Annotated in this window: 19 protein-coding genes; 10 read left to right on the forward strand and 9 right to left on the reverse strand. The window is 72.1% G+C overall.

Annotated elements, in window-relative coordinates; genetic code table 11:
• Positions 1-15 precede the first annotated feature (15 nt).
• A complete protein-coding gene (locus ID574_RS46900; protein ID WP_188195547.1) occupies positions 16-897 on the forward strand; it encodes a MurR/RpiR family transcriptional regulator in 882 nt (293 codons plus the stop codon).
• 180 nt (positions 898-1,077) lie between these two features.
• Positions 1,078-1,908, forward strand: coding sequence for an undecaprenyl-diphosphate phosphatase (locus ID574_RS46905; RefSeq protein ID WP_188195600.1), 831 nt, complete (start codon positions 1,078-1,080; stop codon positions 1,906-1,908).
• Here the strand turns inward: ID574_RS46905 and ID574_RS46910 are convergent.
• Entirely contained in the window at positions 1,839-2,555 is a 717-nt protein-coding gene (locus tag ID574_RS46910; RefSeq protein ID WP_188195548.1) for a hypothetical protein, read from the reverse strand. The genes ID574_RS46905 and ID574_RS46910 overlap by 70 nt on opposite strands.
• Before the next feature lie 79 nt (positions 2,556-2,634).
• On the reverse strand, positions 2,635-3,891 hold the full coding sequence (locus ID574_RS46915) for a serine hydrolase (protein WP_188195549.1): 1,257 nt from the start codon (positions 3,889-3,891) through the stop codon (positions 2,635-2,637).
• 90 nt (positions 3,892-3,981) lie between these two features.
• On the opposite strand from ID574_RS46915, the gene ID574_RS46920 reads away from it, so the two are divergent.
• Positions 3,982-4,506: a PadR family transcriptional regulator gene (locus ID574_RS46920; RefSeq protein ID WP_188195550.1), complete on the forward strand. Its 525-nt coding sequence runs from the start codon at positions 3,982-3,984 to the stop codon at positions 4,504-4,506.
• Positions 4,507-4,825: 319 nt separating this feature from the next.
• Here ID574_RS46920 and ID574_RS46925 read toward each other — a convergent pair whose 3' ends face one another.
• Entirely contained in the window at positions 4,826-5,791 is a 966-nt protein-coding gene (locus ID574_RS46925) for a hypothetical protein (RefSeq protein ID WP_188195551.1), read from the reverse strand.
• Positions 5,792-5,862: 71 nt separating this feature from the next.
• On the opposite strand from ID574_RS46925, the gene ID574_RS46930 reads away from it, so the two are divergent.
• The gene (locus ID574_RS46930; RefSeq protein WP_188195552.1) at positions 5,863-6,474 is read left to right on the forward strand and encodes a TetR/AcrR family transcriptional regulator; all 612 of its coding nucleotides are present in this window, start codon (positions 5,863-5,865) and stop codon (positions 6,472-6,474) included.
• Here the strand turns inward: ID574_RS46930 and ID574_RS46935 are convergent.
• Positions 6,426-7,574: an MFS transporter gene (locus ID574_RS46935; RefSeq protein WP_188195553.1), complete on the reverse strand. Its 1,149-nt coding sequence runs from the start codon at positions 7,572-7,574 to the stop codon at positions 6,426-6,428. The genes ID574_RS46930 and ID574_RS46935 overlap by 49 nt on opposite strands.
• An 87-nt stretch (positions 7,575-7,661) precedes the next feature.
• On the opposite strand from ID574_RS46935, the gene ID574_RS46940 reads away from it, so the two are divergent.
• Positions 7,662-8,042, forward strand: coding sequence for an ArsR/SmtB family transcription factor (locus tag ID574_RS46940; protein WP_188195554.1), 381 nt, complete (start codon positions 7,662-7,664; stop codon positions 8,040-8,042).
• Positions 8,043-8,093: 51 nt separating this feature from the next.
• Positions 8,094-10,790: an ATP-dependent RNA helicase gene (locus ID574_RS46945; RefSeq protein ID WP_188195555.1), complete on the forward strand. Its 2,697-nt coding sequence runs from the start codon at positions 8,094-8,096 to the stop codon at positions 10,788-10,790.
• Positions 10,791-10,908: 118 nt separating this feature from the next.
• On the opposite strand, the gene ID574_RS46950 is transcribed toward ID574_RS46945, so the two are convergent.
• On the reverse strand, positions 10,909-12,087 hold the full coding sequence (locus tag ID574_RS46950; protein ID WP_223167788.1) for a threonine synthase: 1,179 nt from the start codon (positions 12,085-12,087) through the stop codon (positions 10,909-10,911).
• Between the two features lie 52 nt (positions 12,088-12,139).
• Here ID574_RS46950 and ID574_RS46955 point away from each other — a divergent pair, with 52 nt between their 5' ends.
• Together ID574_RS46955 and ID574_RS46960 are read left to right on the forward strand one after the other, a co-directional pair.
• The gene (locus ID574_RS46955; protein ID WP_188195557.1) at positions 12,140-13,579 is read left to right on the forward strand and encodes an amidase; all 1,440 of its coding nucleotides are present in this window, start codon (positions 12,140-12,142) and stop codon (positions 13,577-13,579) included.
• A gap of 65 nt (positions 13,580-13,644) precedes the next feature.
• Positions 13,645-14,952, forward strand: a complete 1,308-nt coding sequence (locus tag ID574_RS46960; protein ID WP_188195558.1) for an FAD-binding oxidoreductase — start codon at positions 13,645-13,647, stop codon at positions 14,950-14,952.
• A 7-nt stretch (positions 14,953-14,959) separates the two neighbouring features.
• On the opposite strand, the gene ID574_RS46965 is transcribed toward ID574_RS46960, so the two are convergent.
• The 3 genes from ID574_RS46965 to deoC all read right to left on the reverse strand — a co-directional run bounded on the left by ID574_RS46965 (position 14,960) and on the right by deoC (position 18,380).
• Positions 14,960-15,817, reverse strand: coding sequence for an aldehyde dehydrogenase family protein (locus ID574_RS46965; protein WP_188195559.1), 858 nt, complete (start codon positions 15,815-15,817; stop codon positions 14,960-14,962).
• A 179-nt stretch (positions 15,818-15,996) separates the two neighbouring features.
• Positions 15,997-17,451, reverse strand: coding sequence for an aldehyde dehydrogenase family protein (locus tag ID574_RS46970; protein ID WP_188195560.1), 1,455 nt, complete (start codon positions 17,449-17,451; stop codon positions 15,997-15,999).
• Positions 17,451-18,380, reverse strand: a complete 930-nt coding sequence (gene deoC, locus ID574_RS46975; protein WP_188195561.1) for a deoxyribose-phosphate aldolase — start codon at positions 18,378-18,380, stop codon at positions 17,451-17,453. Before deoC ends, ID574_RS46970 begins: the two co-directional genes overlap by 1 nt.
• Positions 18,381-18,689: 309 nt before the next feature.
• Between deoC and ID574_RS46980 the strand changes: the two genes are divergently transcribed.
• Positions 18,690-18,836: a hypothetical protein gene (locus tag ID574_RS46980; RefSeq protein ID WP_188195562.1), complete on the forward strand. Its 147-nt coding sequence runs from the start codon at positions 18,690-18,692 to the stop codon at positions 18,834-18,836.
• Positions 18,837-18,969: 133 nt separating this feature from the next.
• Complete coding sequence (locus ID574_RS62305) at positions 18,970-21,825, forward strand: ATP-binding protein (protein ID WP_270094320.1); 2,856 nt, start codon at positions 18,970-18,972, stop codon at positions 21,823-21,825.
• On the opposite strand, the gene ID574_RS46990 is transcribed toward ID574_RS62305, so the two are convergent.
• Positions 21,822-22,178, reverse strand: coding sequence for an arsenate reductase family protein (locus ID574_RS46990; protein WP_188195564.1), 357 nt, complete (start codon positions 22,176-22,178; stop codon positions 21,822-21,824). The genes ID574_RS62305 and ID574_RS46990 overlap by 4 nt on opposite strands.
• Positions 22,179-22,219: the final 41 nt, after the last annotated feature.

The following is a 22,219-nucleotide window of genomic DNA, read 5'->3' on the forward strand; positions in this document are numbered from 1 at the left end:
GAGTCAAGGACCGTAATGGAAAATTCACACAGTCCGATCGAGCAGCTCAGGGCCATGGTCCGGCAGCTGTGGGAGGAGTTGTCGCCTGCCGAACGGGCCGTGTGCCACTATCTGATCTCCGCCTCGCCCGAGCAGATTCTCTTCGCCAGCGCGCAGGAGCTGGGCAACGCGACCGGCACCAGCAACGCCACCGTGGTCCGCACGATGCAGCGGCTGGGCTTCGGCGGCCTGCCGGGGCTGAAGCGGGCGCTGGCGGCCGAGTTCACCTCGGCGGTGGCCCCCGACGTGCGGCTCAGGCAGCGCATCGCCCACGCCGGGCAGGACCTCACGGGCATTTGGGAGCGGGTCTTCGACGAGGCCCGCGAGCGGGTCGACCACTGCCGGCGGCTGCTCGACGCCGAGGCGTTCAAGAAGGCCGTCGAGCTGCTGGTCAACGCGCCCGCGGTGCTGGTGTTCGGCACCGGCGCCTCCGAGCCGGCCGCCCGGCATCTGGCGTTGAAGCTGGGGCGCCGCGGCCACCGCGCGCGGGCCACCTCGGCGACGGGCTTCGCCCTGGCCGACGACCTGCTCTGGCTGGGCCACGGCGAGGTGCTGGTCATCTTCCAGCCCGGCCGCCGGCTCAAGGAGATCACCGTGCTGATCGACCGGGCACAGGCGGTGGGCGCGAGCATCGTGCTGATCTCCGACGAGCTCGGCGGCGAGTTCGCCGAGCGCGTGGACGCGGTGCTGGCGGCTCCCCACACGCCCACCGGCATCACGGCCGAGCCGCTGACCGGCATCATCGTGGCCGACGCCCTGCTGCTGGCCCTCGACTCACTCGACGAGCCGCGCTCGGTCGAGCACTCCCACCAGCTCAACGCCCTGCGCGAGCAACTCCTCGGCCCCCGCTTCCGCTAGCGCCTGCCCTCCCCCCTCTCTTCCCGGAGGCCCCTCGGGGAAGAGAGGGGACCGCGCGGGTGGCGGCCGACGCGGCAAGGGCGGGTGGCGCGGTACGGGGCGGGCGCGGCATGTGGTGGGGCGTCAACCCACTACGATCCTTTGAGACTCATCACTCCCGCGCTCCTGAAGGGTGTCCTCGTGATCGGCTGGCTGGAAGCGGTGGTGCTGGGGTTGATCCAGGGGCTCACGGAGTTCCTGCCGATCTCCTCCAGCGCCCACATCCGCGTGGTCTCCGCTTTCGCCGGTTGGCAGGACCCCGGGGCGGCCTTCACGGCGGTGATCCAGATCGGCACGGAAACGGCCGTGATCATCTACTTCCGCAAGGAGCTCTGGGAGATCATCTCCACCTGGACCAGATCGCTCTGGAACAGGGACCTGCGCAGTCACTGGGCGGCCCGCATGGGCTGGTACGTCATCGTCGGCACGCTCCCGATCGGCATCCTCGGGCTGCTGCTGAAAGACCAGATCGAGGGCGTCTTCCGCGACCTGCGCCTGGTGGGCACCACGCTGATCGTCTTCGCGATCATCCTGTGGTTCGCCGACCGCACCGCCCGCAACAAGCTCACGCTGGAGAAGCACCTCAGCTTCACCCACGCCATCGTCTACGGCTTCGCCCAGGCCCTCGCCCTGATCCCCGGCGTGTCCCGCTCGGGCGGCACCACCACCGCGGGCCTCCTGCTCGACTACCGCCGCGAGGACGCCGCGAAATACTCGTTCCTGCTGGCCATCCCCGCCGTGCTGGCGTCGGGCCTGTACGAGCTGAGCGAGATCGGCAACGGGCCGGCCCCTGCCTGGGGGCCGACCATCATCGCCACGATCGTCTCGTTCATCGTCGGCTACCTGGCGGTGGCGTGGTTCCTGCGTTACATCAGCACCCACCGTTTCACGGGCTTCGTGATCTACCGGATCGCGCTCGGGTTCTTCGTCATACTCGCGGTCACGGCCGGCTGGATCCCGCCGCTGGGGTAGTACGCCGCCGCCCACTCCTCGTCACGCATCCTGAGGATCCTCGCCCCGATCCAGCCGAGGGCGAGGACGGGGGCGGTCCAGAACGGCACGGTCGCGGGGCCGTACGGGACCGCGAAGGACCCGAGGTAGCCTGCGGCCACCACGAGCGGCACCCACCAGCCCACGAACCCGGCCCGCCACACCGCGACGGTGAGCAGCGGCAGACCGAGGAAACCGAAGAACATCCACGGCATCTGGAAACCGAAGATCACCCCGGGCAGGTCCACCATCTCATCGAAGATCTTCTGCGCCTGCTCGGGCGAGTAGTGCTGTCCGAGCCACCACTCCACGGGGTCACCCAGCAGCAGGCCGGACAGGGTGACGTAGCCGATCACCGTCATTCCGCCCGCCACGTGACCGAGCACGGTGGCCCGGCGCCTGGTCAGATGCACCAGGCCGAGCACGGCGACGGCCATGAGCATCCAGCTCCAGTGGTACAGGACGGACTGGACCTGCGCGAGGGCGGGGTTGTCGCCGAAGCTGACGGACTCCCTGTCGTCGCCCCAGGTGCCCGGGTCGACGACGACGGCGATGGCCTGGAGCAGCGGGGCCACGATCAGCAGGACGCCTGCCGTGACGCGGCGGAAGGTCACCTGGTCTCTCACCATGAACCGACGGTAGGCGGCGGTCGTGCGGGCCGTCGTCCGCCTGCCGGACGACCGCGTCTCCCCTGTTCGGTGGAGAAGATCAGGCGGCGGGCCGGGCGACGATGTCACGGCCTGACCAGTTGAGCGCGACCTCGCCGCCCGGCAGGAAGTCCAGCTCGACCTCGCCCTTCATCCTGGCGAAGAACCGCGTCTCCGACATCGGCCGCAGCTCCGTCCTGGCCAGCCCGTGCACCTCCACCATCAGCCGGTCGCCGTCCCGCGTGACGTCCATCGTGGAGGTGCGGCCCATGAAGCGCATGGTGTAGCGGCCCACGTAGCGGTCGAGGACGTCCGGGTCCACGGTGACGAAGACGCGCTCGCTCGGCAGCTCGTACGGCTCGCCGCGGGCGATCGCCGCGAGCGCGGTCTCGATCTCGGCGTACGCGGCGTTCTCGAAGTTGGACAGCACGGTCACGAAGAGGTCGTCGCGCCGGTAGTGCGCCGAGACGCTGACGAAGCCGATGGTCCCGCCGGAGCTCTCGACGCGGTCGCCGCTCACCAGGCAGCCGTAGCCGTACGCCCCCGCGTCGGCCTGGACGTGCGGTCTGACCAGCTCGGCGAGCGACTCCGGGCGCAGGATCCGGCCCAGCCCCCGGTTCCAGCGGTGCAGGTCCTCGACGGTCGAGTACAGCGCGCCGGCGGCGTCCTGGTTGGAGTCGTCCAGGTGAGGGGTCCTGGTCACCCCGCCGTCCATCGACACGTAGCCGACGGCGTGGCCTCCCACGCCGAGGCCGCTGCTCTCCATGGTGAGCGGGGCGAGGACGTGCCGGCGGAGGCATTCGCCGTACGTCAGGCCGGACAGCCGCTCGATCACCTCGCCCAGCAGGATCCACCCGGAGTTGCTGTAGGCCATCCGCGCGCCGGGCTCGAACAGCAGGGGCCGGTCCTTGAAGTCGTCGATGATCTGCCGCCGCGTGCGAGGCGTCCCCATGACGCGGGTGAAGCCCTCCGTCGTGACGTAGTCGGGGATGCCGGAGGTGTTGGTCAGCAAGTGGTGCAGCGTGATCTGCTCGCCGTGCGGGTAGCCGGGCAGATGACGGGCGATCGGGTCGCCGACGCGGAGCCGACCCTGCTCCTGGAGCAGCAGGATCGCGATCGCGGTGAACGTCTTGGTCTGGGAGCCGATCCGGAACACCGTCCCCGGCGTGTTGGGCACGCCGTGCTCGTGGTCGGCGTGGCCGTACCCCTTCGCGAAGAGGCGCCGGTCGCCGCGCGCGACCAGCACCGCGCCGCTGAACCTGCCGAGTTTCGCGTACGCGCCGACGAGCTTGTCCATCCGGCGCGAGAGAGTGAACATCCGATCCTCCATTTTGAGTATTCAATTTGGACTATCAGAGCATGAGGCGGCTGATATGGTCAAGCTTGACTATCCGCGTGGAGGTGTTGAGTGTCGTCGACCCGGCTGCTCGTCCTGGGCCTGCTCAACGAGGGGCCGCGGCACGGATATGACATCAACCAGCTGGTCACGGCCGGGGCGCTGGAGCAGTGGACCGAGGTGAAGGCCGGGTCCGTCTACCACGCGCTGGCCAAACTGGAGGCCGAGGGGCTGGCGGAGACCCACTCGGAGGAACGCACCGGCGACCGGTTGCGCCGCGTCTACGCGATCACACCCGAGGGCCGCCGCACACTACGCGACCTGCTGCGCAAGGCGCTGTCCGGGCCCCCGCACTCCACCAGGTCCGACTTCGCCCTGGCGCTGCGCTGGCACGACCTGCTGGAGTCGGGCGAGGCGCGGGAGCTGGTGGCGGCCTCGTCCCGGGCGCTGGAGGCGCGGCGGGCGGTGATCGCCGCCGGGCGGGAGGCGAAGGCGGGGCTGTCGCCGCTGGCCGACGCCCTCTTCGAGAACGCCGAGGCCCACCTGGCCGCCGACGCGAAACTCCTGGAGGACATCCAGCGCCTGCTGGACCGATAAGGGTCCGCGGCCTCCGGCGATGAGCACCTCGCGTCCGCCGCCCCCGAACCACTCCCGGCCCGACCGCACACCCTCACGCCGACAACCCGGGCCGCGCAGCCTCGCGCCGGCCCGCACGACGTTGCCTCCGCCGGGTCGGCTCGCGGGCCTCGCGACCACCGAGCGGCGCGCGACCTCATGATCATGAGATCGGCCCGCGTGACTTGCGATCACCGGACTGGGGAGCGGGGCCTTGCGGGTGCCGGACCAAGAGGCCGGGCCTGGCGGGCGCCGGGCGGAGGGGCGCGGCCGGGCTCGGTGGGCCGGCCGCGCCGGGTGCTCACACCGCGACGGGCGTGCGCGGGGCGACCGCGGCAGGCTGGGGACGGCGGCCGGGGAGGGCGAGCAGGACCAGCCCCAGCAGACCCCACAGGGTGAGGATGCCGAGCGGCGTCCACAGGGCCGCACCGCTGAAGAAGACCGTGTTCCGTACCGCCTCGGCGGCCGGTCCCACCGGGAGTACCTGACCGACGGCGGCGTACCACTCGGGGATGTACCGCGCCCCCAACGGCCCACCGCTGGCCGGCAGGCCGATCGGGATGAACAGCAGCCCCGCCAGGCCCACACCGGGCGTGCCGAGCAGCTTGACCAGCCCGGCCACCACCAGCCCGATCGCCAGCGAGATGCCCGCCGACACCAGCACCAGCCAGCCGAACCGCCCCGGCAGGGCGCCGAACACCGCGTCGGCCAGCCACGCGTTGCCCGTGCCCGCGACCAGCGCGCCGGCCACCAGCACGCCGAGCCGCCTGCCCAGGCCGAGCCCGGGCGCGACCTGGAACAGCAGCACGGCCAGCGCGATGCCCGGCAGGACCACGCTGAGGACGTAGAACATGCCGGAGATGCCGCCGGGGTCGCCGGGCGGCAGCGGCACCGCGTCCTCCACCTGCAGCGCGCGCCCCTGCGCCTGGGCCGCCGCCTGAAAGGAGGACGTGATGACCGTGGCTCCGGTGCGGCCGCCCGCGCTCGCCACGATCAGCTTGCCCTCCTGGGGCACGAGCACCGCGTCCACCTCCCTGTCGAGCAGCGCGGCACGCGCGACGTCGACCGAGGTGTACTCGCTCAGCGCGAAGGCCCCTTCCTTGCGGTGGTCGATGCCCGCCTGCAACTGCTTGACCTGCTCGGCGGGCGCGACGACCGCGACGGGGACGCCGTGCGGCTCGGGCTTGTGGAAAGCGCCGAGGAACGATCCGGCGAAGAGCATCCCCAGCAGGGTGACCCCGACCACGAGGCCGATGATCTTTCCCATTTTTCACCACCTGATGACTTCATCGATGTTGAATTACAGGGTAGATGAATTCCACGTGGTTGAATAGCCCCATGGCCGAAGAGCGAGGCAGACGACCGGGCAACCCGCAGACCAGGGACGAGATCCTGCAGGCCGCGATCGCGGCCTTCACGGCCAAGGGCTATCGCGACACGACGATCAGGGGCGTGGCGCGGGCGGCAGGCGTCGATCCCGCGCTGGTGATGCACTTCTTCGGCAACAAGGACGGGTTGTTCGCGGCGGCGATCAAGGACAGCATGCCGGTCGCGCTGATGGTCGAGGCCCTCGACGGCGACGAGGAGCACATCGCCGAACGGCTCTCCAGGAGATACCTGGAGGTGTGGGAGGACCCTGCGCACGGCCCGCGGTTGTCGGCCGTGCTGCAGGCGGCGACCGCCACCCCGGCGGCCGCCGACCTGCTGAAGGAGTTGATGCGCACGGAGCTGCTCGGCCCCGTCACCCGGCGCCTGTCCCACGACGAGCCCGAGATCCGGGCGCTGCTGGTGGCCTCGCAGCTGATCGGCATCGCCATGCTCCGCTACATCCTCAAGGTGGAGCCGCTGGCCTCGATGCCCGCTCCCGTGCTCGCGGCCGCCATCGCGCCGAACCTCCGGCGCTACCTCGCAGGCACGCTCTCCTTGGAGGAGATCGCCGCCGGACGATAGGTGGCCACGGTGAACAGCAGCGCCGCGAGCCCGAGAGCGGTGGCGAGCACGATGACGCCCGCCCGGCCCCGCCAGTCGAGCGCCGCGCCGCCGGCGAGCCCGGCCACGAACAGACCGAGGTACTGCGCGGACGACAGCAGGCCGAGGCCGATCGGCACGTTGTCCGGCACCGCCGCGACGGTCCTGAACTGCTGGGCGGGCGCCACCAGCCAGCCGAGCGCGCCCCACAGGAACGCCCAGACGAGCGCGACGGGCAGCGCCAGGTTCGCGACGGGGATCAGCGCCATGAACACCGTGGACGCGGCCAGGCCGATCAGGATCATCCTGCGGGGGCCGTGCGCGTCGGTGAGGCGCCCGCCGAGCTGGTTGCCCACGATGCCGCCCAGCCCCCACGCCCACAACACGGCAGGCAGCGGCAGGTCGAACAGCGACCCGATGTAGGTGTACGCGGTGAACCCCGCCGCGAACATCAACAACTGCGTGACCAGCACCGCGAGCACCCGCCGGTCGGCCAGCGGCGTGAAGCGCTCCTTCAGCCGCCCCGACACAGGCATCCTGACCTCGGGCACCACGGCCGCCACCCATGCGAGCCCGATCACCCCGAGGCCCGTCACCAGCCACAGCGTGGCCCGCCAGCTCGCGGCCGCGCCCAGCCAGGTTCCGAGCGGCACGCCGATCGCGGACGAGACGCTCAGCCCGCCCATCACCAGCGCCAGCGCGCGACCGCGACGCTCCGGAGCGGTGAGCGCGTTCGCCACGCCCGACGCGGTCGGCGTGAACATCGCCGCCCCGGCCGCGGCGATCACCCGGGTGGCCAGGACCAGCGGGTACGTCGGCGCGAGGGCGGTCAGCGCGTTCCCCAGCACGAAGACGCCCATGGCCAGCAGCAGCAACCGCTTGCGCGAAAGACGCGCGGTCAGGGCGGCGAGGAGGGGCGACAGCAGCGCGTACGCCAGCGCGAACACCGTCATCAGCTGCCCGGCCGCCGACAGCGAGATCTCCAGATCCGCCGAGATGGGCGGCAAGAGCCCGGCGGTCACGAACATGCCAGTACCGATGGCGAAATTTCCGGCAGCCAAGGGGTAGAGCCGCGAGCTCATGAAGCCTCCAGCAAAAAGTTGGACGCCCATCAAACTGACGTATAGTTGGATTGTTGTCAAACAATAAAACGGAGGTAGGGTTTCACCATGCGCCTGCTCCCGCACCCCGCCACCGAGGACATCGAGCTCACCGAGGTCCTGCGGGCGCTGTCCGACCCCGTCCGATTGGAGATCGTCGCCCGGTTGTCCGTGGCCGGCGAGATGACGTGCACCGTCGCCGGCGACGACCTCGGGGTGCACAAGTCGACCGCCTCGCACCACTACCGGACGCTGCGCGAGGCGGGCGTGGTGCTGACGAAGCAGGTGGGCAGGCTCAAATACATGAGCCTGCGCCGCGACGACCTGGACGCCCGCTTCCCCGGCCTGCTCGACTCGATCCTGCGCGCGACCCTGCCCGCGGTGCTGACGTCCGCTGAAGGGACGGACGCCGCCGCGCCGGTCCCCGCCAGGTCCGGTGCGGACGCCTGAGGCCCGGCGCGGACGCCGTAGGATCGGCGCCCTGACCCGGATACGACACCCATGAGCTTCCCCGACACCGGCACGCTGCCGATCCGTCACGTCCTGCCCGAGCTGCTCGGCGTCATCGACCGGCACGGCAGTGCGGTGCTGACCGCCCCGCCCGGCACCGGCAAGACCACGGTCGTGCCGTTGGCGCTGGCCGAGACGGGGATGCGGGTGCTGGTGGCCGAGCCGCGACGGCTGGCCGTCCGCGCGGCGGCCCGCCGGATGGGCGTGAGCTACACGATCCGCGGCGAGCGCCACACCGGGGCGAACCCCATGGTCGAGGTGGTCACGACCGGCGTGCTGCTCCAGCGGCTCCAGCGCGACCAGGAGCTGGCCGGGGTCGACGCGGTCATGCTGGACGAGTGCCACGAGCGGCACCTGGACGCGGACACGGCGCTGGCGTTCCTCCTGGACGTACGCGAGACGCTCCGTCCCGACCTGCGCCTCATCGCCACCTCCGCCACCGCCGACGCCGCCCCCTGGTCCCGGCTCCTCGGCGGCCCCATCGTGGCGGCGACCGGCACCACGCACCCCGTCGAGACGGTGTGGGCGCCGCCCCCGCGCCCGGTCGCGCCGCCGCACGGCCTGCGCGTCGATCCGGCCCTCCTGTCCCACGTCGCCGGGGTGGTCCGCCGTGCCCTGGCCGAGCGCGAGGGTGATGTGTTGTGCTTCCTGCCCGGTGTGGGCGAGATCGCCAAAGTGGCGGCGATGCTGGGCGCGGACGGCCCGGAGATCCTTCAGGTGCACGGCCAGGCTCCGGCCCACGTCCAGGACGCCGTCCTGTCTCCCGGCGCGAACCGCCGGGTGGTCCTGGCCACGTCCGTCGCCGAGTCGAGCCTGACCGTGCCCGGCGTGCGGGTGGTCGTGGACTCCGGGCTGGCCCGCGAGCCGCGTACCGACCACGCCCGGGGTCTCGGCACGCTCACCACGGTCAGGGTCTCGAAGGCGGCGGCCGGCCAGCGCGCGGGCCGGGCGGGCCGGGAGGCCCCCGGCACGGTGTACCGGTGCTGGGCGGCGGCCGACCACGAAAGGCTCGCCGACCACCCGCGTCCTGAGATCGCGCTCGCGGACCTGACCGGGTTCGCGTTGCAGGCGGCCTGCTGGGGCGACCCCGACGCCTCCGGCCTGGCGCTCCTGGACGCGCCTCCGGCGGCCGCGATGTCCGCCGCCACCCGCACCCTGGAAGAGCTCGGCGCGCTCGGGGAGGACGGGAGGGTGACGGCCCGCGGACGGCGGATGGCGCTCGCCGGCGTGCATCCTCGCCTGGCCAGGGCCCTGCTCGACCTGGGCCCGCGCGCCGCCGAGGTGGTGGCGCTCCTGTCCGAGCAGCTGCCCCGCGAGGCGGGCGACGACCTGGTGGAGATCTGGCGCACGGCCCGCCGTGGCGGCACCGGCTTCGCGGCCCGCTGGCGCCAGGAGGCCCAGCGCCTGCGCCGAACGGCGAGCCAGGCGCACGAGGACACGCGGCCCGCCACGTCATCCCGGCCGATCCGTGAGCCGAGCGCGCCGGACGCCCCGGCCGGTCGTCAGGCACCGGACACCATCACCCCGCCCGTGCCGGACATGCCGGGCGACACCCGCGCCGGTGCCAAACGAGACGCCTCAGGAAGTCCGACGGCGGCCCCGGCCGCGCCGAACAAACCGACGGCCGGCGCGGACGTGCCGGGAAGGCCGACGGCCGACCGGGGCGTGGCGGGAAGGGCGGTGGCCGACCGGGGCGTGCCGGGAAGGGCGGTGGGCGTGCCGGGAGGGGCCGGCGCCGGGCCGGACGTGCCCGATGACGTGCTGGCCGGGATGGCCGTGGCGCTGGCGTTCCCCGAGCGGGTGGCGAGGCGACGTGGTGGCGGATATCTCATGGCGTCCGGCACCCAGGCCCAGCTCCCCGATGGCTCCCGGCTGCAGAGCGCCCAGTGGCTGGCCATCGCGGTGGCCGACCGCCCGACCGGGTCGGCGTCGGCCCGCATCAGGCAGGCCGTGGTGATCGACGAGGACGTCGCCAGGCTGGCCCACCCCACGGCCGTCGAGGACGAGGTCGAGTGGCGGGTCCCGCCGGGCGCGCGTCGCGGCGACGTGTCCGCCCGCACGGTGGAGCGCCTGGGCGCCATCGAGCTGTCGTCCACGCCCCTCAAGGACGCCGACGTCCGCGAGGCCATCCTGTACGGCCTCCGCACCGAAGACCTCCTGACCTGGACGAAACAGGCCAAGGAGCTCAAGGACCGCCTGGCCTTCTGCCACCGCGCGATCGGCGACCCGTGGCCGTCCATGGACGACCTCGTCGGCCTGGCCGACCAGTGGCTGGAGCCGGAGCTGTCGAGGGCCCGCCGCCGCGCCGACCTGGAGCGCATCGACGTGGCCCAGGCGCTGAGACGCCTGATCCCGTGGAGCGAACGCCTGGACGCGACGGCCCCCGAGCGCATCGAGGTGCCGAGCGGCTCCCGTGTCCGCGTGGACTACTCGGGCGAGCAGCCGGTGCTGGCGGTGAAGCTCCAGGAGCTGTTCGGCTGGCAGGAGACGCCGAAGATCGCGGGCGTGCCCGTCCTGGTGCACCTGCTCTCGCCGGCGGGCCGCCCGGTGGCGGTCACCGCCGACCTGGCGTCGTTCTGGCGGGACGGCTACCGTGCCGTACGCGCGGAGCTCCGCGGCCGCTACCCGAAACACCCCTGGCCCGAAGACCCCCTGACCGCCACGCCCACGAACCGGACGCGCAGATGACCATCGGGCGACGTGCTCGACCGCATCGACGCCGGCCCGGGCGCCTCAGCCAAGGACAGCTTCTCCACACTCGACCCGCCCGCACCACCGCCGGTCCGCTCCGCGTGTGGATGAAGCGCTATACCAGGTCCTCGAGGGTCGGATTCGCGAGCATGGGGAACGTCTCCGCGCCCACCCCGACGTCCTTGAAGCCGCTGGACGTGGCGATGCAGACGACCGGCCCGTCGAAGTCGCGCCGCAGCCGCCGGTAGCCCGCCAGCCCCGCCGCCCCCGACAGCTCCTGCCACATGCCCTGCCGCGCCAGGTCCCGCTGGGCCTGCCGCATCTCGTCGTCCGTCACCCGTACCGCCTCGCCGCCACTCTCCCGCACGGCCAGCACGCCTCGGTGGCCGCCGACCGTCCCGGCGATGCCGTACGCGTCGCTGGGTCCCATATCAACGATCGCGGCCGGCGCGCCGGTGGCCAGCGCGTGCGCGTGGGGCGCGCCCGCGGCCGTCTCGCAGGAGAACATCTGCGGGACGGCGCCGGTCAGCCCGAGCAGCCGCAGCTCCGTGAAGCCCTTCCACACCCCGTAGAGCAGCTCGGCGTACCCGGTGGGTGCGAGGACCGCCGCGGGAACCTTGCCTCCGAGCTGCCGGTACAGCTCATACGAGATCGTCTTGTAGCCCTCGGGCCCGAACGGGTGCCCCGTGTGCGTGACGGTCTGGTTGCTGACCGGGTGGTAGCCGAGCCGGTCAACGACCTCCCGCAGCAGCGGCCACCGTGACTCGACCGGCACGGAGACGACGCGGGCCCCGTATGCCCTGGCGAACGCCTGCACGGCGGGCGGCGATCCGGCCGAGGTGAGCACGATCGCGGGCAGCCCGGCCCGCGCGGCGTAGGCGGCGGCCGAGGCCCCGTGGTTGCCGGAGGAGGCCACGACCACGCCGGGTGCGCCCGCGGCGACGGCGGCGCTGACCGCGACCCGGTTGAGCCGGTCCTTGTGTGACCAGGTCGGGTTCTGCGACTCGTCCTTGACATGGACGCCGTCGAACTCGACCAGCGGCGTCCCGCCCTCCCCCAGCGTGGGGGCGGCCAGTGGGGGCAGCAGCGGCGACCACCGCGCGATGTCGGCCCCCGGTTCCTGGTCGAACAGCCGCGGATCGACCCGCGCGTAGTCGTAGACGACCTCCAGCGGATAGGCGATCTCGTCGGTGCTGGTCTTCGGGCAGCCCCGCGTCAGCGGCGGGAACAGGGGGAACTCGGTCGTCCGGTCGCCGAGGGAGCGTTGGCCGGTGGCGAGAGATGTACTGTTCACGCATTCCGACCCTACTCTCGCCACCAGGTGCGAAAAGCTGCACACTCTAGTCATGTTGTGGGCAGGCAGGACCGCCATCGAGATCGCGTCGGCCGTCCGGCACGGCGATGTCCCGGCCACGACGGTCGTCGAGGAGCACCTTCACGCCATCTCCGCGCGCGACCCCCAGGTGGGGGCGTTCCGGCTGGTCAGGGAGCAGGCCGTCGACGAGGCCAGGGCCCTGCAGAAACGCCGCGACCTGGCGGAGCTGCCGCTCGCCGGCGTCCCCGTGGCCGTGAAGGACAACCTGGAGGTCGCCGGGGAGTCCTCGCGCGGCGGATCCGCCGGCACTTCCGACGCGCCCGCGCGCGAAGACCACGAGACGGTCGCGCGCCTGCGTGCCGCGGGCGCGGTGATCGTCGGCCTGACCAACATGCCGGAGCTGGGGCTGGCCGCGTTCGGCGACAGCGCCTACGGCATCGTCCGCAACCCGTGGAACCCCGAGCGCACGCCCGGCGGCTCGTCATCGGGCAGCGCCGCGGCCGTGGCGGCCGGCATGGTCCCGATCGCGGTCGGCGGTGACGGCCTGGGCTCGTTGCGCATACCTGCGGCCGCCTGCGGCGTGCTGGCCATCAAGCCCGGCCCCGGCCTGGTGCCCCGGCCGGCCGACGACTGGGACGGGCTGGTCGAGAACGGGCCGTTCGCCACGACCGCGGCCGACCTGTCGCTGGCGCTGTCCGTGCTGGCCGGCGACCCGGCGCTGGCCGAGGCGTGGCGCGGCGGGCGACGGGTCGAGCCGCGCCCGGCCATGCTGCGATCGGTGTGGGCCGACGACGACGAGGTGTGGGAGCCGCAGCCGCCGCCCGGCAGCCCGGAGTCGTTCGACCTTCGGGTGGCGTACGCGCCCCAGCCGCTGCCGGTCGGCCTGCCCATGGACAGGGAGTATCAGGCGGCGGTGCAGGCGGCGGCCGAGACGTTGCGCGTGGCCGGGCACACGGTGGTCGAGCACGCCCACCGGCTGCCGTTCTGGCTCGGCCCCGCCGCGATCGCCTTCTGGCTCGGCAGGGCCGCCGCCGCGGCTGACGGCCTGGACCGGCGGCGTCTGGAACGGCGCACCCGTTCGCTGGCCCGTGCGGGCCGGGTGCTGGGCGCACTGAAGCTGGACGGCGTGCGCGGGCGCGAGCGCTGGCGAGCTTACGGGGCCGACCAGTGGTTCGGCGACGCGGACGTGCTGATCATGCCTGCGCTGGCCACGACCCCGCCCCGGGCCGTGCGCTCGGGCGCGCGGGGGCTGGTCCCCAGCGTCGTGGCCAATCTCAGGTTCGCCCCCGCCACGGGCGCGTGGAACATGTGCGGCTGGCCCGCCGGCACCGTCCCCATGGCCACGCACTCCAGCGGCCTGCCGATCGGCGTCCAGCTCGTCGCGCCGCCCGGCGGCGAGCCCCACCTGCTCGGCCTGGCCGCCCAGCTCCAGGCGGCCCACCCGTACGTCCGGCCACCCGGCTATAAGTGACGCTTCTGATTGCCAGCAGATGTATCTCTTGGACTTCTGGATGATGCCTCCGCAATCCTGAAAAGGTGACATCGATCCTTCACCGCGACGATTCCGCGTACGACGCGGAGCGGAGCGGCTTCCAGCTCCTCGCCGCGCACGAGCCCGACCTGATCGTCCCCGCCGCCGGACCCGACGACGTCCGGCAGGCCGTGACCCGCGCCGCCGCGGCGGACCTCCCCGTCGCCGTGCAGGCCACGGGCCACGGCCTCCCCGTCGCCGCCACCGGCGGCCTGCTGATCACCACCGGCCGGATGAACGCGGTCCGCGTCGACCCCGCCACCGCCACGGCCCGCGTCGAGGCGGGCGCGACGTGGGAGCGGGTCATCGAGGAGGCCGCCCGCCACGGGCTGGCCCCGCTGTCCGGCTCCTCCCCGGCCGTCGGCGCGGTCTCCTACACGCTCGGCGGCGGCATCGGCCTCCTGGCCAGGCGCTACGGGTACGCGGCCGACCAGGTGCGCGCCCTCGACGTGGTGACCGCCGACGGCGAGCCACGCCACGTCACGCCGGACAGCGACCTCTTCTGGGCGCTGGTGGGCGGTCGCGGCAACTTCGGCGTCGTGACCGCCATGGAGATCGGCCTCGTCCCGGTCAGCATGTTGTACGGCGGCGCGCTCTGGTACGACACCGACCACCTCGAGGACGTCCTGCGGACGTGGGCGGAGTGGACGGGCTCACTGCCCGACGAGATGACCTCGTCGATCGCGATCATCCCGTTCCCGGACGTCCCCCAGGCCCCGCCGCCGTTCCGCGGCCGGCGGGTGGCCCACGTCCGCGTCGCCTACACGGGCGGCCCGGAGGAGGGCGAGGAGCTGCTGCGCCCGCTGCGCGCGGCAGGCCCGCGGCTGGTGGACACGGTGGGCGAGCTGCCGTTCACCGCCTCGGACACGATCCACAGCGACCCCAAGGACCCGGCCGGCTACTTCGCCACGCACACCCTGCTCGGCGCGCGCCCCGAGCTGGACGCCCTGCTCGACGCCCGTGACGTCGTGGTCGAGGTACGCCACCTCGGCGGCGCGCTGGCCAAGCCGCAAGGGCACCCCAACTCGGTCGGCAACCGGGACGCGGCCTACTACGCCGGTGTGCTGTCGCCCCGCCTGGCCCCGGGCACGGACACCGGTGCGCTGCGCCCCGCCCACGACCGCGTCATGCGGGCGCTGGAGCCGTGGGCGACCGGCGGGTGCGTGCTCAACTTCCTGTACGGCGACAACGCCACGCCGGACGAGGTGCGCAAGGCGTACGAGCCTGAGGACTACGAGCGCCTGAGGCGGCTCAAGGCCGAGTGGGACCCGCGGAACCTGTTCCGCCTGAACCACAACATCCCCCCGGCCTGAGCCGGGCTCAGATGCCGACCGGGTGCCAGACGGTCTTGGTCTCCAGGAACCGCGTCATCCGCCCGATGCCGGGGTCGGCCGTCCAGTCCTCCTGAACGGGGCGCAGGACGCGCTTGAGGTTTTCCGCCGCCGCCTGCTCGCACTGCAGCGCCAGGTCGGCGTCCGCCACGCCGGTGAGGTCGAGCCCGTTGACGTCCATGTGGGCGGCCAGCCAGGGCGCGAGCTCGGCCTGTCGCCCGGTGAGGACGTTGACGACGCCGCCGGGCAGGTCGGAGGTCGCCAGCACCTCGGCCAAGGTGATGGCGGCCAGCGGCGACGGCTCGGAGGCCACGACCACGCAGGTGTTGCCTGTGACGATCACCGGCGCGACCACGGACACCAGCCCGAGCAGCGGATCGGCGGGCGCGACGATCGCGACCACGCCGGTCGGCTCCGGCGAGGACAGGTTGAAGTACGGCCCCGCCACCGGATTGGCCGCCCCGTGCACCGAGGCGATCTTGTCGGACCAGCCCGCGTACCAGACCAGCCGGTCGACCGTGGCGTCCACGGCCTCCAGCGCCGCCTTCTTGCCGCCCTGTCCACTCTGGGCGAGCTCCTCGGCGAACTGCGCACGCCGGCCCTCCAGCATCTCGGCGACCCGGTAGAGGATCTGCCCCCGGTTGTAGGGCGTGGCCCCCGACCAGCCGGGGAACGCCTTGCGCGCGGCCACGACGGCGTCGCGGGCGTCCTTGCGCGAGGCCCGTGAGGCGTTGGCGAGGAATTCGCCCTTCGGCGAGGTCACGGGGTAGGACCTCCCACTCTCAGAGCGCGGGAACGCCCCTCCGATGTACAACTTGTAGGTCTTTCTGACGGACAACCTACTCATCGCCCCGACCCCTCCACGTGGACTCCTGCGACATCTGGACCGGCGCGAAGACCTGCCCGCACCGGCTCACGCCGCAGCGGTGCGCGTACCAGCCGGTGCGTACGGGCCGCCCGGCCCGGGCGAAGGCGTGGCCGCGCGTGGCCTGGGCACGTCGTTCACTCCGCCGGGGACGGCGGTGCTCACACATCAAGGTACGCCTCCAATCCGAGCAACCCGCCCTCGCGGCCGTACCCGGATTCCTTGTAGCCGCCGAAGGGAGAGGCGGGGTCGAACTTGTTGAACGTGTTGGCCCAGACCACGCCGGCCCTGAGCTTGTCGGCCATCCACAGGATGCGCGAGCCCTTCTCCGTCCAGATCCCGGCCGACAGCCCGTACGGCGTGTTGTTGGCCTTCTCGACGGCCTCGGCAGGAGTGCGGAAGGTCAGCACGGACAGCACCGGGCCGAAGATCTCGTCCCTGGCGATCGTGTGGGACTGCGCGACCCCGGTGAAGACCGTCGGCGGGAACCAGAACCCCTTGTCAGGCAGCTCGCACGCGGGCGACCAGCGCTCGGCCCCCTCCGACTCCCCGATCTCGGACAGCTCGCGGATCTTGGCCAGCTGCGCGGCGGAGTTGATCGCGCCGACGTCGGTGTTCTTGTCCAGCGGGTCGCCCACCCGCAGCGTGCCCATCCTGCGCTTGAGCGCCGCCAGCAGCTCGTCCTGGATCGACTCCTGCACCAGCAGCCGCGAGCCCGCGCAGCAGACGTGGCCCTGGTTGAAGAAGATGCCGTTGACGATGCCCTCGACGGCCTGGTCAATGGCGGCGTCCTCGAACACGATGTTCGCGGCCTTGCCGCCCAGCTCCAGCGTCAGCTTCTTGTCGGTGCCCGCCACGGTGCGCGCGATGATCCGGCCGACCTCGGTGGAGCCGGTGAAGGCCACCTTGTTGACGTCGGGGTGGGCGACCACGGCCGCGCCGGTGTCGCCCGCGCCGGTCACGATGTTGACCACGCCCGGCGGCAGGTCGGCCTGCCGGCAGATCTCGGCGAACAGCAGCGCCGTCAGCGGCGTCGTCTCGGCCGGCTTGAGCACCACCGTGTTGCCGCAGGCCAGCGCGGGCGCGATCTTCCAGGCCAGCATGAGCAGCGGGAAGTTCCACGGGATGACCTGCCCGGCCACGCCCAGCGGCTTGGTGCCGCCCTGCCCATTTGTCGTCCTCCGGCCGAACCCGGCGTATTCCAGCTTGTCCGCCCACCCGGCGTAGTAGAAGAAGTGGGCCGCGACCAGCGGCAGGTCCACGTCGCGCGACTCGCGGATCGGCTTGCCGTTGTCCAGCGACTCCAGCACGGCCAGCTCGCGGGCCCGCTCCTGGATGATGCGCGCGATGCGGAACAGGTATTTCGCCCGCTCGGCGCCGGGCAGCGCGCTCCACACCCCGAACGCCTTGCGCGCGGCCTGAACCGCCCGATCCACGTCGTCGGAGGTGGCAGAGGCGATCTCGGCCAGCGGCTCCTCGGTCGCGGGGTTGACCGTCTTGAAGGAGGGACCCGAGCCGTCCGTGAACTCTCCGTTGATGAACAGCCCGTACGACGGCTTGATGTCGACGACGTCGCGGGACTCGGGCGCGGGCGCGTACTCGAAGATCGCCATCATCAGTCCAGGGTGAAGTAGTCGGGGCCGGCGTAGCGTCCGGTGGCCAGCTTCTGCCGCTGCATCAGCAGGTCGTTGAGGAGCGAGGACGCACCGAGCCTGAACCACTCGGGCGTCAGCCAGTCGTCCCCAGCGGTCTCGTTGACGAGCACGAGGTGCTTGATCGCGTCCTTCGTCGTACGGATGCCGCCGGCCGGCTTGACCCCCACCTGCCGGCCCGTCGCGTCGCGGAAGTCCCGCACCGCCTCCAGCATGATCAGCGTCACCGGCAGCGTCGCGGCCGGGGAGACCTTGCCCGTGGAGGTCTTGATGAAGTCGGCGCCCGCCAGCATCGCCAGCCACGAGGCCCGCCGCACGTTGTCGTAGGTCGCCAGCTCGCCGGTCTCCAGGATCACCTTCAGATGGGCGTCGCCGCACGCGGCCTTGACCGCGACGATCTCCTCGAAGACCTTCAGGTAGTCGCCGGACAGGAACGCGCCGCGGTCGATCACCATGTCGATCTCGTCGGCGCCCGCGGCCACGGCCAGCGCCGTGTCGCTCACCTTGACCTCCAGCGAGGAGCGCCCGCTCGGGAACGCGGTCGCCACGGAGGCCACCTTGACCCCCGAGCCGCGTACCGCCTCGGCGGCCACCGCCACCAGGTCGGGGTAGACGCAGACGGCCGCCACCTTGGGGGCGTCACCGCCGGGGCGCACGGCCTTGGTGCACATGGCGCGCACCTTGCCGGCCGTGTCGGCGCCCTCCAGCGTGGTCAGGTCGACCATGGAGATGGCCAGGTCGATGGCCTTGGCCTTGGCGGTCGTCTTGATCGAACGGGTGCCGAGCGTGGCCGCCCGCTGGTCCGCGCCGACCCGGTCGACGCCGGGCAGGCCGTGCAGAAATGCCCGCAGCGTCGCGCCGGACGCGGCGACGTCCGCGAGCGAAGTCGTCATAGTTGACACCATCACAGCATCGCCGACCAGGGCCGTGTCCTCCAAACCGGACCGCCCTGAGCCCGTTTCCGCACATCAGTGGTCCCCTCGGAGGAGGGCGGCAGGTGCGGGGAGCGCTTGGGTGCCCTACGAAGCGGCACGTGCGAAACCCGGCCTCTAGGGCGCCTTAGAGCGCTCACGCCGCAGGTCCTAGGTATGCCGAGCCCTACCGGCGCCCGGAGATAAGGCATCCACCCGATGTGGCGTACGGGGCCTTAGGCCGAGTCTTAAAGGTGTCAGGAAGAAGCACGAAATATCAGGAGACCTGAGATGAATCCCGAGATCGAATACGAGCTCATGAAGAGCCACGCGAGCGAGCTGCGCAAGGCGGCGGCCGAGCACCGGCGCGTCCGCGAGGTGGAGCGGGCCAACAAGTCCGAGCGCCGCTCCCTCTTCGGCAAGCGCCGCTCCTCATGAGCGCCCCACGAGAGCCCGGCCACCACCTCCCTCGTGGCCGGGCCTCCATGCCCCCGTAGCGCCCTCGCAACGCCCGCGAAATGCCCCCAAAATGCGTCGAAAGCAATCAATGAGGCATGACATGCTGGATGACATGCGGGGACGTTCTGTCAGTCCCGTCTTCGTCGGGCGGGAAGAGGAGCTGGCGGCTCTCTCGGAAAGCTTCGACGAGGCAAGAAAAGGCAAGGTGACAGCGGTCCTGCTGGGGGGCGAGGCCGGGGTCGGCAAGACCAGGCTCGTGCAGCGCTTCGCCGACCGTTGCGCCGCCGACGGCGCGCACGTGCTGTTCGGCGGCTGTGTCGAGCTGTCCACCGAGGGTCTGGCGTACGCGCCCTTCACCGCGGCGTTGCGGCAGCTCGTCAGGGAGCAGGGCCCGGCGGCGATCGCCGCTCTGCTCCCTGAGGGCGCCGAGCGCGATCTCGCCCGGCTGCTGCCCGAGTTCGGCGAGCCCAACGGCGACGGCGAGACCGACACCGGCCGCGCGCGGCTCTTCGAACAGTTCCTCACCCTGCTGGAGCGGCTGTCCGACAGCCGGCCCACCGTCCTCGTCATCGAGGACATCCACTGGGCCGACCGGTCCAGCCGCGACCTCATCGCCTTCCTCAGCCGCAACCTGCACATCCCGCAGGTGCTGATCGTCATGACGTACCGCTCCGACGACCTGCACCGGCAGCATCCCCTCCGGCCCGTGCTGGCGGAGCTGGGACGGGTGCACGGCGTGCACCGGCTCGACCTGCCCCGCCTGTCGCGGGACGAGGTGGCCCAGCAGATGACGGGGATCCTCGGCAAGGTGCCCGAGTACGGCAGCGTCGAGCAGGTCTACGAGCGCAGCGAGGGCATCCCGCTGTTCGTCGAGGCCCTGCTGGAGTGCGGCGTGGACTGCACGTTCCCCGAGTCCATGCAGGACCTGATCCTCGGCTCCGTCGAGCGGCTGCCCGAGGAGACCCAGCGCGTGCTGCGCATCGCCGCGGCCGGCGGCCTCCGGGTCGGCCACGCGCTGCTGGCCGCCGTGAGCGGCCTGTCCGACGTCGAGTTAGAGACCGCGCTGCGGCCGGCCATCGCGGGCAACGTCCTGCAGGTCGCCGACAACCGCGCCTACGTCTTCCGGCACTCCCTGATCCGTGAGGCGGTACACGAGGAGCTGCTGCCCGGCGAGCACCAGCGCCTGCACGCCAGGTACGCCGAGGAGATCTCCAGGGACCGCACGCTCGTCCCGCCCGGCCGCGCCCCCGTCGAGCTGGCACACCACTGGTACGGCGCCCGCAACGACCTCTGGGCGTTGATCTCGGCGTGGGAGGCGGCGCAGAAGTCCTTCAAGGCGTTCGCCTACACCGAGGCGGTGCCGCTGCTCGAACGCGTGCTCATGCTCTGGGACCGCGTGCCCGACGCCGCCGAGCGCATCGGCGCCGACCACACCGCCGTGCTGGAGCGGGCCGCCGAGGCCGCGAACGCCGGCGGCGAGGTCGACAAGGGCATGAAGTTCGTCAAGGCCGCCCTGTCCCAGCTGGACGAGACCCGCGAGCCGGGACGCGTCGCGCAGCTGATCGTGCGGCGGGCCTGGTTCAAGACGAGCAAGGGTCAGATGGGCGTCATCGAGGACCTCAGGCACGCCCTGCGGCTCGTCCCCGAGGACACCCTCGACCAGGCTGAGGTCCTCAATCCCCTGAGCCGCCAGCTCATGCTGCGCGGCGAGATCGAGGAGGCGAGCCAGGCCATCGGCGAAGGGCTGCGCCTGGCCAGGGAGCACGGCGACCGGTGCCTGGAGGCGGACCTGCTGCTGAACCTGGCGCTCGGCCACTCGCTCAACGGCGAGCTCGAATCCACGATCATGGTGAACGAGCAGGCGCTGGAGATCGGCCGGCAGGAGGGCTCAGGCCGCATCATCACCCGGGCCATCGGCAACAACATCGACGCGCTGATCGACATAGGCCGCTCGGAAGAGGCTGTCCGTCTGTCCGAGCAGGGCTGGGCGATCGCCAAGCAGTTCGGCAGGCTGCGCGGCAGCGGCCTGTTCATCAAGAACAACTGGGCCGAGGCCCTGGAGTCGCTCGGCCGCTGGGACGAGGCCATCGAGATGGTGGAGACCGCGCTCAGCCACGGCCCCCATCTGAAGACCAGATACTGCCTGCTGCGGGTGCGCGCCGACATCGGCCTGGCCAGGGGCGAGCTGCAGCTGGTCGAGAGCATCCTGTCCGAGATCGGGGTGCTGAAGGACCGCGCGGAGGACTGGGTCCAGGACAACACCGTCAACGCCCGCCTGCACATCGGCTGGCACCTGCTCAAGGGTGAGCCAGGCGCCGCTCTGGCCGTGGCCGAGCGGGTGCTCTCCCTGCCCCGGCAGTCGAGCAAGGCCATGCTGGGCTGGCGGCTGCTCGCGCTGCTCAGCGTCGTCTGCGACGCCGCCGAGGCCACCGAGCCCGAACGCGCCGCCGCGGTACGCGCGCACGCCGCCGAGGTGGCGGCCGAGCTGTCGGTCATCGGTCCTGTCGTGGAGGCGTACCGGCTGTCGTACAACGGCGACTTCGACGCCGCGGCGGCCGGCTGGGAACGGCTCAAGCGCCCGCACAACCAGGCCAAGGCCCTGCTGCGGGCCGCTGCGGCGGCCGCGCGGAACGGCGACCGCGAGGGGGCGGCGACCCGGCTGAAGGCGGCGCTGCCGCTGGCCCAGGACCTGCGGGCCACCCCGCTGATCGAGGAGATCGAGGCACTGTCGCGGCGGGTGGGCGGCGGACTCCAGCCTGCTCAGGAGCCGTCCGAGCTGCTCACACCCCGAGAGCTGGAGGTGCTGCGCCTGGTCACCCTGGGCCGGACCAACCGCGACATCGCCGCGGAGCTGTTCATCTCCGCCAAGACGGTCAGCGTGCACGTGTCCAACATCCTGGCCAAGCTCGGCGTCACGACCCGCGGCGAGGCCGCCGCCGCGGCGCACCGACTGTCGCTCCTGCTCTAGGACAGTACGGAACGCACGGCCTCCTCGCTCCGCCCGATCACCGCGGACCCGTCGTCGGCGGTGATGATCGGGCGCTGGATGAGGATGGGGTGCTCGGCCAGGGCGGAGATCCACCGGTCGCGGGAGTGCTCGTCGCGGGGCCAGGCGCTCATGCCGAGGTCCTTGGCCGCCTGCTCGCCCGTCCTGGTGATGTCCCACGGCTCCAGTCCCAGCCGGGCGAGGACCTCGCGTAGTTCGTCCATGGTGGGCGGATCCTCCAGATAGCGGCGCACCGTGTAGCCGACGGACTCGGCGTCCAGGATCGACAGCGCGGACCGGCACTTGGAGCAGCGAGGGTTGATCCAGATTTCCATGACTCCGATGGTGCCCGAAAGGTCACCTCGCCGCCGCGCCA

It is taken from the genome of Nonomuraea sp. SYSU D8015, from assembly GCF_008065375.1.
Taxonomy (GTDB): domain Bacteria; phylum Actinomycetota; class Actinomycetes; order Streptosporangiales; family Streptosporangiaceae; genus Nonomuraea.

Bases quoted from the DNA above. Each gene is read 5' to 3' on its own strand.
- ID574_RS46940 (WP_188195554.1), top strand. From the start codon at position 7,662: ATGCGCCTGCTCCCGCACCCCGCCACCGAGGACATCGAGCTCACCGAG.
- ID574_RS46925 (WP_188195551.1), bottom strand. From the start codon at position 5,791: ATGGGAAAGATCATCGGCCTCGTGGTCGGGGTCACCCTGCTGGGGATG.
- deoC (WP_188195561.1), bottom strand. From the start codon at position 18,380: ATGACGACTTCGCTCGCGGACGTCGCCGCGTCCGGCGCGACGCTGCGG.
- ID574_RS46910 (WP_188195548.1), bottom strand. From the start codon at position 2,555: ATGGTGAGAGACCAGGTGACCTTCCGCCGCGTCACGGCAGGCGTCCTG.
- ID574_RS46990 (WP_188195564.1), bottom strand. From the start codon at position 22,178: ATGGAAATCTGGATCAACCCTCGCTGCTCCAAGTGCCGGTCCGCGCTG.
- ID574_RS46900 (WP_188195547.1), top strand. From the start codon at position 16: ATGGAAAATTCACACAGTCCGATCGAGCAGCTCAGGGCCATGGTCCGG.
- ID574_RS46915 (WP_188195549.1), bottom strand. From the start codon at position 3,891: ATGTTCACTCTCTCGCGCCGGATGGACAAGCTCGTCGGCGCGTACGCG.
- ID574_RS46945 (WP_188195555.1), top strand. From the start codon at position 8,094: ATGAGCTTCCCCGACACCGGCACGCTGCCGATCCGTCACGTCCTGCCC.
- ID574_RS46935 (WP_188195553.1), bottom strand. From the start codon at position 7,574: ATGAGCTCGCGGCTCTACCCCTTGGCTGCCGGAAATTTCGCCATCGGT.
- ID574_RS62305 (WP_270094320.1), top strand. From the start codon at position 18,970: ATGCGGGGACGTTCTGTCAGTCCCGTCTTCGTCGGGCGGGAAGAGGAG.
- ID574_RS46930 (WP_188195552.1), top strand. From the start codon at position 5,863: ATGGCCGAAGAGCGAGGCAGACGACCGGGCAACCCGCAGACCAGGGAC.
- ID574_RS46970 (WP_188195560.1), bottom strand. From the start codon at position 17,451: ATGATGGCGATCTTCGAGTACGCGCCCGCGCCCGAGTCCCGCGACGTC.
- ID574_RS46955 (WP_188195557.1), top strand. From the start codon at position 12,140: ATGTTGTGGGCAGGCAGGACCGCCATCGAGATCGCGTCGGCCGTCCGG.
- ID574_RS46965 (WP_188195559.1), bottom strand. From the start codon at position 15,817: ATGAGTAGGTTGTCCGTCAGAAAGACCTACAAGTTGTACATCGGAGGG.
- ID574_RS46980 (WP_188195562.1), top strand. From the start codon at position 18,690: ATGAATCCCGAGATCGAATACGAGCTCATGAAGAGCCACGCGAGCGAG.